This window comes from Vreelandella indica (genome assembly GCF_037070225.1).
In the GTDB taxonomy this organism is placed as follows: domain Bacteria; phylum Pseudomonadota; class Gammaproteobacteria; order Pseudomonadales; family Halomonadaceae; genus Vreelandella; species Vreelandella arctica.
On the sequence record NZ_JBANSO010000005.1, the window covers coordinates 1 to 14,419 of the forward strand.

General features: G+C 54.9%; 14 protein-coding genes. 3 read left to right on the forward strand and 11 right to left on the reverse strand.

Annotation, left to right across the window (positions count from 1 at the left end):
- The first annotated feature begins 5 nt into the window (after positions 1-5).
- On the forward strand, positions 6-569 hold the full coding sequence (locus V8L71_RS04485; protein WP_336273422.1) for a cupin: 564 nt from the start codon (positions 6-8) through the stop codon (positions 567-569).
- A gap of 231 nt (positions 570-800) precedes the next feature.
- On the opposite strand, the gene V8L71_RS04490 is transcribed toward V8L71_RS04485, so the two are convergent.
- Positions 801-1,790: a virulence RhuM family protein/type II toxin-antitoxin system death-on-curing family toxin gene (locus V8L71_RS04490; RefSeq protein WP_336273297.1), complete on the reverse strand. Its 990-nt coding sequence runs from the start codon at positions 1,788-1,790 to the stop codon at positions 801-803.
- A gap of 226 nt (positions 1,791-2,016) precedes the next feature.
- Positions 2,017-2,826, reverse strand: coding sequence for a sulfite exporter TauE/SafE family protein (locus tag V8L71_RS04495; RefSeq protein ID WP_336273298.1), 810 nt, complete (start codon positions 2,824-2,826; stop codon positions 2,017-2,019).
- A 107-nt stretch (positions 2,827-2,933) separates the two neighbouring features.
- Between V8L71_RS04495 and V8L71_RS04500 the strand changes: the two genes are divergently transcribed.
- Positions 2,934-3,770, forward strand: coding sequence for an AraC family transcriptional regulator (locus V8L71_RS04500; protein WP_336273299.1), 837 nt, complete (start codon positions 2,934-2,936; stop codon positions 3,768-3,770).
- Positions 3,771-3,792: 22 nt separating this feature from the next.
- Here V8L71_RS04500 and V8L71_RS04505 read toward each other — a convergent pair whose 3' ends face one another.
- From V8L71_RS04505 to V8L71_RS04535, 7 genes are all read right to left on the reverse strand, one after another.
- Entirely contained in the window at positions 3,793-4,479 is a 687-nt protein-coding gene (locus V8L71_RS04505) for a TetR/AcrR family transcriptional regulator (protein ID WP_336273300.1), read from the reverse strand.
- A gap of 25 nt (positions 4,480-4,504) precedes the next feature.
- A complete protein-coding gene (gene ggt / locus V8L71_RS04510; protein ID WP_336273301.1) occupies positions 4,505-6,103 on the reverse strand; it encodes a gamma-glutamyltransferase in 1,599 nt (532 codons plus the stop codon).
- Between the two features lie 24 nt (positions 6,104-6,127).
- Positions 6,128-7,408: a TRAP transporter large permease gene (locus V8L71_RS04515; RefSeq protein WP_336273302.1), complete on the reverse strand. Its 1,281-nt coding sequence runs from the start codon at positions 7,406-7,408 to the stop codon at positions 6,128-6,130.
- 4 nt (positions 7,409-7,412) lie between these two features.
- The gene (locus V8L71_RS04520) at positions 7,413-7,916 is read right to left on the reverse strand and encodes a TRAP transporter small permease (RefSeq protein WP_336273303.1); all 504 of its coding nucleotides are present in this window, start codon (positions 7,914-7,916) and stop codon (positions 7,413-7,415) included.
- A gap of 83 nt (positions 7,917-7,999) precedes the next feature.
- Entirely contained in the window at positions 8,000-9,010 is a 1,011-nt protein-coding gene (locus V8L71_RS04525) for a TRAP transporter substrate-binding protein (RefSeq protein WP_101147962.1), read from the reverse strand.
- A gap of 655 nt (positions 9,011-9,665) precedes the next feature.
- Positions 9,666-11,864: a pyrroloquinoline quinone-dependent dehydrogenase gene (locus V8L71_RS04530; protein ID WP_336273304.1), complete on the reverse strand. Its 2,199-nt coding sequence runs from the start codon at positions 11,862-11,864 to the stop codon at positions 9,666-9,668.
- Positions 11,768-12,130, reverse strand: coding sequence for a glucose dehydrogenase (locus V8L71_RS04535; RefSeq protein WP_336273305.1), 363 nt, complete (start codon positions 12,128-12,130; stop codon positions 11,768-11,770). Before V8L71_RS04535 ends, V8L71_RS04530 begins: the two co-directional genes overlap by 97 nt.
- Positions 12,131-12,432: 302 nt before the next feature.
- On the opposite strand from V8L71_RS04535, the gene V8L71_RS04540 reads away from it, so the two are divergent.
- The gene (locus V8L71_RS04540) at positions 12,433-12,807 is read left to right on the forward strand and encodes a GFA family protein (protein WP_176303290.1); all 375 of its coding nucleotides are present in this window, start codon (positions 12,433-12,435) and stop codon (positions 12,805-12,807) included.
- Positions 12,808-12,840: 33 nt separating this feature from the next.
- Here the strand turns inward: V8L71_RS04540 and V8L71_RS04545 are convergent, their stop codons facing one another.
- Both V8L71_RS04545 and V8L71_RS04550 read right to left on the reverse strand, forming a co-directional pair.
- A complete protein-coding gene (locus tag V8L71_RS04545) occupies positions 12,841-13,839 on the reverse strand; it encodes a saccharopine dehydrogenase NADP-binding domain-containing protein (RefSeq protein ID WP_336273306.1) in 999 nt (332 codons plus the stop codon).
- Between the two features lie 2 nt (positions 13,840-13,841).
- Entirely contained in the window at positions 13,842-14,237 is a 396-nt protein-coding gene (locus tag V8L71_RS04550) for a VOC family protein (RefSeq protein ID WP_336273307.1), read from the reverse strand.
- Positions 14,238-14,419 lie beyond the last annotated feature (182 nt).

The following is a 14,419-nucleotide window of genomic DNA, read 5'->3' on the forward strand; positions in this document are numbered from 1 at the left end:
CGGCGATTCCGGAAAACTGCCCAAAATCGGTCACGATAAAACGGAATGCGCGGTCACCATCATCCAGAACAGACGGTCACGTTCAAACGGAATGGGCGGTCACGATAGGGCGGAATACGCACCCGGTGCTGGTTTATCGTCAGGTTCTCGACCTCAGCAATGCAGAGGCACGGGCCGAGTCGTTCGAAGCCATGTTCAAACGCCACGGCTGGCCGCCGGCGTGGCGCTACCACCTGTATGACTTTGACCACTTTCACTCCACTGCCCACGAAGCACTAGGCATTTTCCGTGGGCAGGCCAAGGCACGCCTGGGTGGCCCTAACGGCAGAGAGCTGATGCTTTATGCTGGCGATGTGCTGGTGTTACCTGCGGGGGTTGGTCATGCCTGCGTAGAAGCAGACGAGGATTTCTGCATGGTCGGCGCCTACCCACCAGGCCAAGAGGCTGACATAGAGCGCGGCGACTCCGTACAGCTTGCGGCAGCACAATCGCGAGTCGCTGCCGTGGCCTTACCCGAGGATTCCCCGGTAGGCGGGTCAATAACAGCGCTGTGGGAGCAAGTTTCTTAGCAGGCGGAGGACTCTGCCTATTAGAAGAGGCAGTGATTCGGCGCTGGGCTTAGCTCAACAATCTCTTGCTGCAGCGTCATCTCCAAGCGCCAGCACACCAACTAATCAGCTCACTTTATGAGCCGAATACAGTTTATATTCGGCTCATAAGCCAGTTGGCCTTCACGCTTATCTTCCATACGGTTTAGGCGTGGCATCGCATTAGATCTCAGCGCCTCATTATCAATAGCTTCATTCTTCTTTCAGCAGTATGAAATGCTCGATCAGCCGAATCATCAACGTTTTCTGATCGGGTAGGCTTTCAGCCACTAACAGCGCTAATGCGACAAGCGTATTGTCGTTGATCAGTTGCTCAACGGGGCGGGCCAGCAAAGCTGCGTTGCGGCGTAAGTACCATAGAAACAGAAACGAACCACAGCGCTTATTTCCATCGGCCAATGGATGGTTTTTAATCACAAAGTAAAGCAGGTGCGCTGCCCGGGTTGCCACATTGGGATAAAACAGTTCGTCGCCAAAGCCCTGTTCAATGGTGGCCAAGGCTGAGGTCAAACCGTCGCCCCGCACCTGCCCAAACAGTTCGGTTGCCTCACCTTTAGCGATTAAGGTCTGTTTTAACTCGCCAATAGCTTTCAAGGCTTCTTCCAACTCAAGTGAATTCATACCGGGCTGCTTAATGTTTAGCTCGGTCAACTGTTGCTCGTCGTAGCTTTGCAGCAGGCTCCAGGAACGAGCGTAATCGCTAATCACACGAGCAACCGCTTCGCCTTCTGTTGAAACCAAGCCTTGATTGGTCAGGGTTCGGCTGAGCAAATTCACCGCCTGCTCAAACTCTATGCCACGCTCGGTTAGACGGCGTTGGTTTAAGGTATAACCTTGAATCAAATATTGTTTGAGCACATCTGTAGCCCACTTGCGAAACTGAACGCCTCGCGGAGATTTAACGCGGTAGCCAACGGAAATAATGACATCAAGATTGAAGTGATCAACCTGATAAGATTTGCCATCTTCAGCAGTATGTGCAAATTTTGCACATACTGAATTTCGCTCTAATTCCCCTTCTTTAAAAACATTGCGAATGTGCTTCGTAATGACAGAACGCTCGCGCCCAAATAATTCACACATCTGTGCTTGGCTTAACCAAACGGTCTCTTGCTCAAGCGTTACCTCTAGATGTGATTGACCATCTTCGCTGGTGAATATCTGTATTTGCTGATCATTCATGAGTGTTGCCCCCAGGTTTACATAAAGCGCTTTACGTTTTCAAAACAAGCACCTCCCAAGCAAGCAGTGCTCAATCCAGCAGTACTCATCTTTCCATATTAAAAGAGAGACTCAAGCGCGCCCGCCATTAGAGGTTAAGTAAACCTTAGCATAAAAACTGTTTATTCATACAGCTAAATATTACCCTGGCTCTACCAAATAAAACTGCCTAGCAAAAGTGGGCGCTTCAATGCACAAAAGCCATCACCACCAGCACCATGGTCAGCAATAGCAGGTACACCCTGGCATGCATACGATCAGAGATGCGCCCGATCCAGGTCGACGCCAAGCGAATACCGAGCCATGAACCCACTGCGAGTACCAGTAAGGCACACAGATCCACATAACCGGCATACCAGTCCCCCAACGCTGGGTGATGTGCCGACAACAACACATACGTCGCGGTGCCACTCACCGCCATGGGCAACGACAACGGATTAGCCATCGCAGTGGCTGCCGTCATGCTCGCGCCTCTCCGACGCATGAGCGGTACGGTCATCACGCTGCCGCCAACGCCCAGCAGGGCGGCCACCGCACCAATCAATGTCCCAGTCATCGCCGTTACTCCACGCACCATAGGACGCACATCACTCCCTGACTGATGCAGAAAACCGGGCCGCAAAATGGCATCCGCAATCGTAAGAGCTAAATAACAAATGAACGCCCAGCGCACCCAATCGCCACTTAACGACACGGCCGCCGCTGCGCCTAGCACAGCGCCCACGGCGATATAGCCCACCAGCGGACGCACCAAGTGCCATTGCACGGTCTGCCGTTGGTGGTGGCGCCATGTGGACAGGGAAGCAGCAAATATCATCAACGCCGTCGAAGTGGCCACCGCGATATGCATGGCCGCTTGGCCGATACCACTATCCGACCCATGGACGGCAATCAGCAGGGTATACAGCAAGGGAACCACCACGAACCCGCCACCAAAACCGAACAACACGGTGGTCACTCCCGCCACCCCGCCACAAAGAAGCAATACGCTATACACCGGCACTCTCCTGATGAAACGAAACAGCAGGCACTATATGCTGGCGAGGCTTGGCCGACATTCGTCATTCGGACAATCATCAACGCGTTTCAGCCAGGTTAACGCAAATGCTTAATACGCCTCTGTCAGAGGTGGATCATGTCGCACGGCCTGTGGTGGCCATCGGCACTGATTACCGCCCCGGCACCCTCCTGGGCTTCCATACTCATCGCCGTGCCCAGTTTCTCTATGGCATGACCGGCGTGATGGAGGTGAACACTGATGACGGCACCTGGATGGTGCCGCCCTATAGCGGCGTCTGGCTTCCTGCGGGCAAGCGGCACCAAGTGCGCATGAACGGGGTGAGCACCCGAAGCCTGTATATCGAGCCCCATGTCGCGCCACGCAATTCGAGCAGCTGTGAGGTGCTAGTCGTGACGCCTCTCCTGCATCACTTGCTGTTGGCTTCTGCCCACATTCCCGCCCTCTATGATGAAAGCGCCCGCGACGGTGCCCTGGCTCAACTACTCCTATGCGAACTGGAACAGGCTCAGGCCCTGCCACTGTTTGCGCCACTGCCCCACGACCTTCCGCTCGCCAACCTGTGCAGGGAGTTTCTCGGCCAACCGAGCATTCACACCCTTCCCGAAGCGTGGGCCCGGCAGTTGCATTGCAGTCAGCGCACCTTCAATCGCCTGTTCCGTCAGCAGACCGGCCTCTCCTTTGGCGTATGGCGCCAGCAGGCCTGCCTAATGGCGGCGATTCCCAGGCTGCTCTCCGGCAACTCCGTTACCCGAACCGCGCTGGAACTCGGCTACGACAGCCCTGCCGCTTTCTCCAGCATGTTTCGCAAGGTGCTCGGCCAATCTCCCAGCGCTTTTGTTCGGGCGGCTAATCGTCAGCAGGAGGAAAGCGGCGGCGCTGGCTTGGTTTGCTGTCGTGAGTTTATGCAGATGGGCAAGTAGCTAAACAGATAGCCCCTATCGCTTATTTGATCACCCGGGACTCAACACATAGATAGGAAAGTATTACTTCGACCGCATGGGCACGCCGCTCAATCAACCAATCTGGGGCAGCCAGATCCTGCTCGAAGATGATAGATAGCGTGTCGCGTTGATTTATATGAATGATTGATAGCGAAAGAATCGAAATGTAGAGCTGGGTAGGGTCTACAGCCGAGCGAAATAACCCTGCTGCTTCCCCTCGCATTAGGGTATCCCGGATCATGCCTACGAGCGGCGTCGTTTGCTGGACGACTCTACTCGATTTGCGCAGCATGCGCCCACCCAGTAGGTTTTCATTGCGTACCAAGCTGGTGAACTCGGGATGCTCGGCCATATGATCGAAGGTGAATTCAACCAAGGCTCGCATACCTGCAACTGGTTCGAGATAGCTTAGATTGAGTGCCTGCTCCTTGGCGCGCAACTCCTCATAAACACGTTCGAGAACAGTCAGGTAAAGACCTTCCTTATCATCGAAGTAGTGATACACCATACGCACATTACAATCGGCTGCACGCACAATACGCTCCATGCGAGCGCCATCGTAGCCGCGCTCGGAAAACTCTTGAGTCGCCGCTTGAAGCAGGCGCTCGCGCGTTTCATGAGCATTGCGGCGGATTTTACCCCGGGTACGGGCACTCTGTTTCACATCGAGCGTATCGCTTTTTGTCATGTACACATCCTTGTTTCTATAGGTGCTAGAGCCCTAACGCGATGCCATCGCTGCGAGGATCATGAGCCGCGTAAAAGCCTTTCGTCGGGTCGATAACGACGGCGCCAGGGTGGCCAGCCAGGGCACTTTGTGCGGGTAGCGGACTCATCTGATGACCACGCTGACTCAATTCAGCGAAGACAGCATCTCCCGCATCCTGCTCCAGTTTTAAGGTGTCACTGCCATCGGAAAAGGTTCGTCCCAGTAGAAAACGCGGCGCTTTAAGCGCACTGAGCGGATCCATGCCATAGTCTATCAAGCGCGTCAGCACGGCAGCGAGGGTTTGCGGCTGTCCATCAGCGCCTTGCGTACCGTAAAGTAAACGCGGCTTTCCACCGACACGATACATCCCCGGGTTAAGGGTATGGAAAGGGCGCTTTCCAGGGGCGAGCACATTCGGATGAGCAGGATCAAGACTGAACGCGGCACCACGGTTATGCCACAAAATCCCCGTATCACCGACACTAACCCCGCTGCCCCAATCGTAATAAATCGTCTGCAGCATGGAGACGGCATTCCCGAAACGATCAGCTGCTGCCAGATAAACCGTATCGCCATGCTGGTAAGCGAAGGGCCAATCCAATGCTTTTCCCGCCTCCACTTTTGCCGCTTCAGCATCAAGATGGGCAGGCGATAGCAACCTTTCACAAGGCACCGACGCGAAGTCGGGATCAGCCAAGTAGCTATTACGATCCAGGAAAGCGCGCTTTACCGCTTCCACCAGCAGATGGTAATAATCGGCGCTGCCCTCTTCGATCCTGGAGAGATCAAAACGCGCCAGGATACCCATTATCTCTAGAGTCGTCATACCCTGGGTTGGGGGGCGATGGGCCAACAGCTCCCCACCCCGGTAGGGAACAGACAACGGCTTTTCGATTCGTGCTCGGGTAGCCGCCAGATCAGCGCCAGTGAGTGGAGACCCTGCCGCAGCCAGTCCAGCGGCAATTTTCTCCCCCAACTGCCCTTCATAGAAGTCCCGGTAGCCGTGAGTTGCAATGGACTGCAGCGAGGCGGCCAGCTGTGGCTGGCACAGCTTTTCACCGTCACGGGGAGTCTTCCCGCCTGACATAAAGAGCTCTCGTACGCCAGGCATCATCCACAGGTCATCGCTACGATAATCAAGCCAAAAGCGCTGCGATGGCGTCACGGGGAAGCCCTCTTTCGCTAGCTGTATCGCTGGTTCTAACAGCGCTGCCCAGCCCATTTTTCCGCCACAGCTCTGACGGGAAATCTCATGCGCCTGCCCCCAGGTATCGACCGTGGCAGCCGTCGTTAACATGGAACCTGGCCCTCTCGCAGGGAGCTTGCCAGATAATTTCAGGTTGACTTTTGGCGCCTGACCAATGCCTGACAGGGTTTGCACGCCACCGTTTGCATCCGCAATGATCATGAAGGCATCGCCGCCAAGCCCGGTAAAATGCGGATACGTCACTGACAGACAAGCCCCCATGGTGATGGCAGCCTCAACCGCATTGCCTCCTTGACGAAGTACCTCACGACCCGCCTCTGTTGCCAACGTATGTGGACTGGTCACCACCCCCTCATGGGAATGCGCCAGCGCTGATGAAGTTAAACTAATAGACATTGCTACCATCCTTATTCGGGCTGTTTAGCCGCCATACACCACACTGGGTAGCCACATACTGATCGCAGGAATATAGGTCAGCAAAATCAAGGCAAACAGAGCAATGCCAATAAAGGGCAAGGCACCACGTACCGCCTGGACGTAATCGACACCGTTAATAGTGCCTGCCACAAACAGGTTGAGGCCAAACGGCGGCGTGAACATGCCAATCGCCCCGTTTACAGTCAGCACTGCCCCCAGGTGGACAGGGTCAATACCAACGCGTATGCCCACGGTGTAAAACAGGGGTGCAAGAATCACCATGATGGAGGAAGCATCGAGGAACATGCCGGCAATCAGTACCGTCACATTGATCAGCAGGAAGATATGGTACGGATTTTCTGATAACGACAGGATCGCGTTAGCCAACATCGCGGCTAACCCATTACTGGAAAGAAACCACGCCAGCACCGAGGCAGCAGCAAGAATAATCATTACCTGAGCCGTTGTGGTTGCCGCTTCAATCATGCTTTGAAATAACTCTGCAAAGCTCTTCTCACGATAAATCAGGGCTGAAACCAACAGTGCATATACTACGGATACAGCGGCGGCCTCAGTGGGGGTAAAAACACCCAGATAAATACCACCCAAAACGACGAGAGGTACCCCTAATCCCCACGAAGCATCTTTGAATCCCTGCAGCACTTCGCCCCAACTAGGCGGCTTCGTGGGAGTAACACCGTCCTTTTTGGCGCGGTACCAACAGTAAGGCAGCAAACAAGCGGCGTATAATAAACCAGCTCCCACCCCCGCCATGAACAGCGCACCCACTGACACTCCAGTGACAGCTGCGTAGACGATCATCACAACCGAAGGGGGAATGATGATGCCCAACGAACCGGCAGACACCAGCACGCCAATCGAAAATTGACCGGAATATCCCTCCTTGCGCATGGCCGGATAGAGCAATGAGCCCACAGACACAACGGTGGCCGGGCTCGATCCAGAAATAGCACCAAAAAACATACTCGCTGATACCGCCGTCATACCCATGCCACCGGTAAAACGCCCCACCAACAAGTTGGCCAAGCGGATGATACGCTGCGATAACCCACCCGCACTCATCAAACTACCGGTGAGAATAAAAAAGGGAATCGCCATCAATGGAAACTTATCCAACCCAGCAAACAAGCGCTCGGCAACAATGGTCAACGGAATATGGCTAAAACTACCCATTGCCACCGCCACAGAACCCGCCAACGCAATAAAGATGGGCATTCCCACTAACATCAAAACAGCTAATAGCACCAGGAATGTGATGACCATGTTCTTATCCAATTTGATCAAGGTGGGCAGAGGCTTGCTCTCGACCAAGCAATATCCGGAAGAAATGCTGAGTAAAGCGAATGCCCATCAAGAGAGCGCCCACAGGAATGGCCAACTGAACGATCCACATAGGCGCTTGAAGAGCAGAGCTCACTTGGCCGAACCGATGGGTTTGCTCAGTTAACTGGATACCGTAAAACACCAGGAAGAGGCAAAAAGCGATAGAAATCGCATGAACTAGCAACTCTATCCATTTCGCCATAAGGGGAGGACTAAACCTGAGTAAAATATCGATCCCAATATGAACCCCTTGTCTCGCAGCAACGCTTGCTCCAAGCAGCACCATCCATACAATTTGGTAACGCACCAACTCCTCGGCCCATGAAAAACCATCGTTGAACACATAGCGTGCAATGACGTTGGCGAAAAGAATGAACGAAGCAGACAAAATCAGCAGGCCAATCAAAACCTCCTCGGCACGCGATATTAGGCGATCAAGTTTGCGCATAGCGAACTCCACCAGCGATGAAATAATGGGGAAGGAAAGGGCTATCGGGATAACCGATCAGCCCTTTAATGGGTGAAGCGCGACTATTCGGTATCGGCAATCGCTTGCTGGAATTCCGCCATGAGATCTGCGCCAATTTCATTGGCAAACGCATCGTGCACCGATGCGGTCGACTCTCTGAAAGCCGTCAGTTGGGCATCATCCAGAGTGCTAACGTTAGTGCCACTGGCTTCGATAGTGGCAATGTAACCTTCTTCACGGCGGGCGGTTTCTTCACGCTGGAATGCGGTGGTTTCACGTGCAGCGTCCGTCAATAGCGCCTGGTTTTCAGGGCTTAAGCTATCGAACCAACTCTGGCTAAACAGAAATGCATAGGCTAGATAAGCGTGGTTGCTGATAACCACATCTGACTGCACTTCATAAAATTTCATTTGTGTAATCGATACCAGCGGATTTTCTTGGCAGTCGACAATGCGTTGTTGCAACGCGTTGTAAGTTTCGCCGAAGGCAATCGGTACCGGATTAGCGCCCATCGCTTTAAACTGTTCCATGATGATAGGGCTTTGCATCACGCGTACCTTTTGGCCTGCGAAGTCTTCCGGGCCATTAACGGGTTGGTCACAGGTAAATTGCTTGAAACCACTTTCCCAAAAAGTAACGCCCTTCAGACCCACCTGTTCCACAGTCGCCAATAGATCATCACCGGCCTGCCCATCAAGAACGGTGTGGGCGATATCGGGAGAAGGGAACAAGAAAGGCAGATCGACGATCTGCATGGCAGGAACGAAGCCCGATAGCTTGGCGGTCGGAATAATCGCTGCTTCCACAGCCCCCATCTGCAACTGCTGGGTGACTTCGACATCATCACCAAGGGTGTTGTTGGGGAAAATTTCTACTGAAATCTCACCGCCACTACGCTCAGCCACCATGTCCCTGAAACGCTCAGCTGCTAGGTGCTGTGCGCTGTCTTCAGGCAAATCATGGTGGAATTTGATATTGATATCGGCACTTGCCATGCCAGTGTGTACCAAGGTGCCCAACGCGAAACTACAAGCGAGAGCCTTCAGCTTCATGTTCTTAAATTGCTTTTTCATAGTGAGATCCTTGCCATTGCGCCCATTCAGACAACACTCCTCATGGAGCGAGTTAAGTAACTATTTACTTACTTAATGGAAAAGCAATTATCGTGCCACTTCAGAAAATGAGAGATTCTGCGGGTTGTCGAACATACCGATGCATAAATTCGCACCAACTTTGTGCTGAAGGACTCAATATGGTGCGAATTTATTCGGGGCCTGTTGCCACCCATCAAACCAGCGTCGAGCACCTAAGCGACTATGATGTACCGTTCGTTCAGCACGGTGTTGGCATGGCAAAGACACCGTTGTGAGCGCCTAGCCTGAATCGCTTTGAAGTCATCGTTCTCTTAGTCAATTCTCATGAATGAGCATTTTAAAGCCCACAAAAAGCCTCATGGGCCTTAAATGACTCAAATGAACGGGACGGCGATGAAGCAGGTGCACAGTTGCTCGGCTAAAAAGACGGCCAGTTGCTCTGTTCCCAGATAGACATGAGCCGATTGCCCCATCTATTCGGATCATTTTATGAGCCGATTAAGGTTTATATTCGGCTCATGGGCATTCAGAGGGCTTGTTAGGACGCTTGTATTTCTTGTCAGCCCTTCCCATATTCATCCTCACAGGCTGGTAGCTGAGCCAGTCGAATACTGGCTCAGCCAAGACAGCGATCTTAGTTCCCGTCTTCCGGTAGCGCATAGGCGATTACATAATCGCCTATCGGTGTTTCCATGAAGTGATGCCCGCCGGCCCCGATGACTACATATTGGCGACCATTCGCCTCATAGGTGATGGGGTTGGCCTGCCCACCGGCCGGCAGTACATCGTTCCAAAGCACCTCACCGGTTTCCGTGTCGATGGCGCGAATCAGATCATCGGTGGCGGCAGCGATGAATATCAGACCGCTGGCCGTCAGCAGAGGGCCACCGTTGTTGGGTGTACCGATCTTGAAAGGCATATATGAAGGTATCCCGAAGGGGCCATTCTTGCGTGCCGTGCCCAATGGCTCATCCCAGAGCGTTTCACCGCTCGCGAGATCGATGGCGCGAATGCCGCCATAAGGAGGCGCGGTACAGGGCATGCCGGTAACCGGCGCTCGCCAGCCGGCATTGACGTCGATCGCATAAGGCGCACCTACTTGTGGATCGCCGGCACCTTCGGCGGGCCCATCCGACTCGCTATCGGTGTTGTCACCTCCTGCATAGATGGGTCGAAGATTACGTTCCTCGGCTTCTTCACGGGGGATGAGACGGTTGAAGTTGGGAATGTCATTGTAATTGGCAATGATGATGCCGCGCTCGGCGTCCACCGCTGTACTGCCCCAGTCGTTGCCGCCATTGTATCCGGGGTACTGAATGAAGCGCTGACCCACGGTCGGCGGCGTGTACATGCCTTTATAGGAGGCTCGGCGGAATTGAATACGACACCACAACTGGTCAATGGGCGTCATCCCCCACATATCCTTCTCTTCTAGGTTCGGGAAAGCGAGGGAGTGATAACCTGAACTAGGTTGTGTGGGCGAGAGGTTATCTGGCTCAACACCGCCAGTGGGCGTCTCGACCTCTTCCACGGGAAATAGCGATTCGCCGGTTTCACGGTTGAGAACGTAAATATCGCCCTGTTTGGAGGGCAGAATGATCGCCGGCACCGTGCTGCCGTCATCTCGTGGGAAATCGACCAGGGTCGGTTGCGAACCAAGGTCATAATCCCAGACATCGTAATGGACGGTCTGGAAGTGCCAGACCGGTTCGCCGGTGTTGACGTCGATGGCGACGAGCGAGGTCGAGAATTCATTTTCTTCCTCGCTGCGGTTCCCGCCCCAGTAGTCGACCGAGGAGTTGCCCATCGGCAGGTAGACGTAACCCAACTCCTCATCGGAGGAAGCAGTGGTCCACATGTTGGGTGTGCCTCGGGTATAGGTCTCGCCCTCGGGTGGCAGCCCGTCCAGATTGGGCTTGCCCATGTCCCAGGCCCACTCCAGTTCGCCGGTAACGGCATCGTAGCCGCGAATCACGCCAGATGGCGCATCCTCCGCTTGTCCGTCCTTGACCTGGGCACCGGTCACCAGGACGCCCTGGACGACGACCGGTGGCGCGGTGACGGAGTACCAACCGGGAACCTTCTCGCCGATGCCTGCCCATAGATCTACCGTACCGCCGTCACCAAACTCCTGGCACAGCTCGCCCGTTTGCGCATCGACGGCAATCAATCGGGCGTCCAACGTCCCCTCGATAATGCGGGTTGCGCAGAGCTGGTCATCGGCGGCATCCGGAACTTCGTAATAGGTCACGCCGCGGCAGCTGGCGCTATAGGGAATGGCACCTGGATCGACCTGGGGATCATGGCGCCACTGCTCCTCGCCGGTCCGTGCATCAAGGGAGACCATGACGTTCATGGCCGAGCAGAGATACAGATTGTCGCCAACCTTGAGCGGTGTAGTTTCGGGCGCGTATTTGCCCTCCCCTTCTTCCGGCATATCGCCAGTGCGATAGGTCCAGGCAACCTCCAACTGGCTGACATTGTCGGGCGTGATTTCATCCAGCGGCGAATGACGTGAGGCGCCGCTCTCTCGTCCCCAGGCGGCCCAATCGCCGGGCGCTGGGTCATCGCTGGGCTGCGGCGTCGCCGAGAAGGTCGGTGTCTGAACCTCGCTTGAGGTGGGCCCCTCAGGGGCTTCGGTTTCACCCTCGGCATTCTGGGCAACGGCATGCGTCGCCAGTGACAGGCTGACGACATAGGCCAGCACTCGCAGTGACGTGAACATGGCAGCGCTCCTCATATAGTGGCCTGGCGGCGTTTGAGAGTGGGCAGGAGCGCCAAGACGATGACACCCAGGACGATGTAACCGAATACCCGGGGCAGCAGCTCCCATGGCGACAAGCCAACCTCCCATAAGGCCCAAATCAGCGTGCCTAACAGAACCAAGAAATAGACCCGGACTCCCGTGAGCAAATCCCTGGCCATTAAGCCACCCGAAATGATCAGCCCCAGACCGGCAATGAGGTAATACCAGGAACCTCCCAGCGTCACCAGCCAGATCCCGCCGGCTGCAAGAATCAGGCCGAGGATGATCAGAATGATGGCGAACACGAGCAGAAACCAACCGCCCACACTTCGAGATGCGTTATCGGTAGCCAAACCAAGTACCTCCGTTGTTCGTGGTTTATTGCTATCAAAAGCGCTTGGCAAACCCACTAGCGATGCCTTTACAAAATGCCTTTATAAATTGAAGCGCCGTTCTATTTAATCCAAGTAGATATTCTCGACCCTGTAAAGGATCACTTGATTAACTTATGTGTTAAAGCCTGTCATTCTCGATTTATGTCAGTTTACGGCCATTAAATTGACGGCCATTAAATACCTACGAGATGGCAGCAAGACAAAACCGAAAGTGCCACCTACTTTGAATTCAGGAGGTATGAATCGTCAGGAGATTAACAATGGCTCAACTAACAGGTGGCTGTCTCTGCGGCAAGATCAGAATCGTGGCCAATGGCGAGCCGCTTCGGGTAGGTATTTGCCACTGTATGGATTGTCGCAAGCATCATGGGGCGCTTTTCTATGCGGCTGCTGATTATCCCAAGCAGGCTGTCATTATCGAAGGCGAGCCGCAGAGTTATCAGGGGCGTTACTTCTGTTCGACATGCGGTTCGTCGGTTTTTTCGGTAAGCGAGGAAGAAATCGAAATACACCTTGGTGCCCTTGATGCTCCGAATCAACTGAAACCGACGTATGAGCTTTGGAACATTCGCCGCGAACATTGGCTGCCGCCTTTCCCTGCCATGGAGCGATATGACCGGGATCGGCAAGATTGAGCAGGTTCAAGGGCTGCCGCTTAGGTCAGCAGGTCAACTGATGGGAATATCAGTGATTCGCGTATCGGCGATGGACTCGGCAAAGCCGGTGCCGAATAGGCCCGCAGGGGTCTGGAAGCCGGGCCGCACCTCACCGGCAAGTACTCGCCGGGCAGCCTCTGCTGCCGCCATGGCCGTGAAGGTGTAACCGTTCACCGTATCAAGCACCGAACGCGCCACCGAACCATCTGCATCGGTCACTTCGACAACCGCATGATAGCGGTTCGCCCCTCGCTCATCCGCGCTGGGCCCCGCAGGGAGTTCGTTGGCATCCCCACCGGGGAACGCACCCGCCGCCACATGCACGAAGGTGTCGATATTACGCACGCCTGTCGCTTGGTGAAGTGTCACGAGGTCAGGCAACGTGACAGGGAACGACGATAGCGGGCCCTCGCCAAAATCGAAATCGCGCACTTCCTCTGGGCTGCGTGCAACGAGTTCGCCGCCGACCATATGAAGCGTCTCCGTCGTGATGTTCTGGCTCGCGCTGGTCACCGACCCTCTCGACATTCCCCCCGCCACCTGCAAGGCGATACTGATCGTGCGGGGATGGGGGACCCGCGCCACGGCATGCCCCGCCAAGCTTCCCAGCATCGCGACGCTGCCACCGCTTCCCGGCAGCAGCATGACACCCGCAGCACGCGCCTGCCCGTCGAGCGCCAAGGCCTGCCGGTAGGTATCGAGTTCCGCCGAGAAATCGAGGTAGTGCACGCCAGCGCGAAGGGCGGCCGACATCAGCGGCTTGGCCGTGTTCATAAAAGGCCCGGCGGCGTTGAGCAGAACAGAGACACCTTCAAGATTCCGGGCGATTGCCTCGGGGTCATCAAGCGAAAAGAGCCGAATATCAGCGCCTAAACGCCCTGCCAATATGTCCAGCGCCTCACGATTTTTAGCACACCCTGCGACAATTAGGTGAATACCTGCGGATGCAGCGTGCTCCGCCGCCATGCCACCGGTGTAACCGGCGGCGCCATAGATCATCAATGTTTTCATGGTCAGTGCTGCCAGCTTTTGTAGACGAACTCTAGAGTGTAGCCATCAAGATCCCTCACCTGCGCGGCGTAATAGCGGGGATCATAGTGGAGCTGAGGCCCAGGCGGGTGGATCGCTGTGGCGCCCGCTGTCAAGGCTTCGGCATAGGCGGCATTGACCTCCTCTTCGGACGCTGCCACGAAGCCCACATGCACCGCACCGGGTGCCACCTCTCCCTGCCTCAGCCAGAAGAACACACGCCCCTTGGCACCGAACCCCTTCAGGTCAGGATGGCCGGGCGGGCCATCATGGCCGTCAAAGTTGTGGCGGTTAGTAATTCCCAAAAGGGGTAGCACTCGTTCGTAAAAATCGATGGAGCGCTCGGTATCGCTCACTGTGAGAAAAATATGGTCAAGCATGGGACACTCCTTTAGATGGCATAGCCACCTGTAAGCGCTGTGCCGTGCTGGCGCCGATACCCCGGCTACCTTCGGTAATGACGATAGTGCTCATGTGTCGCTCCAGTGAGATTTGGTCTTCCCATGATAAGCATCCGCTCACCTAACGCCCCACCTGTTCCTACTGCAATCCTGCCTATTTC